Origin of the sequence: Sphingomonas sp. Leaf339 (assembly GCF_001426195.1) — a bacterium.
Taxonomy (GTDB): domain Bacteria; phylum Pseudomonadota; class Alphaproteobacteria; order Sphingomonadales; family Sphingomonadaceae; genus Sphingomonas.
In genome coordinates this window covers 1-541 of record NZ_LMRS01000030.1, presented here as the reverse complement: position 1 = coordinate 541, position 541 = coordinate 1, and the positions used below count along the sequence as shown (strand labels likewise).

At 55.5% G+C, this 541-nt stretch carries 1 rRNA gene; it reads left to right on the top strand.

Annotated features, from left to right (window positions below):
- Positions 1 to 541 (top strand): 16S ribosomal RNA (locus ASG67_RS12465); the annotation flags it as partial.

The following is a 541-nucleotide window of genomic DNA, read 5'->3' as shown; positions in this document are numbered from 1 at the left end:
CGTGTCGTAGCTAACGCATTAAGCGCCCCGCCTGGGGAGTACGGCCGCAAGGCTAAAACTCAAAGGAATTGACGGGGGCCCGCACAAGCGGCGGAGCATGCGGATTAATTCGATGCAACGCGAAGAACCTTACCAAGGCTTGACATAACCGAGAACGCCGCAGAAATGTGGAACTCTTTGGACACTCGGTTACAGGTGGTGCATGGTTGTCGTCAGCTCGTGTCGTGAGATGTTGGGTTAAGTCCCGCAACGAGCGCAACCCTCGTCGCATGTTGCCAGCACGTAATGGTGGGAACTCATGTGAGACTGCCGGGGTCAACTCGGAGGAAGGTGGGGATGACGTCAAATCATCATGCCCCTTATGTCTTGGGCTTCACGCATGCTACAATGGCCGGTACAAAGGGCTGCGATACCGTAAGGTGGAGCGAATCCCAAAAAGCCGGTCTCAGTTCGGATTGAGGTCTGCAACTCGACCTCATGAAGTCGGAGTCGCTAGTAATCGCAGATCAGCAACGCTGCGGTGAATACGTTCCCGGGCCTT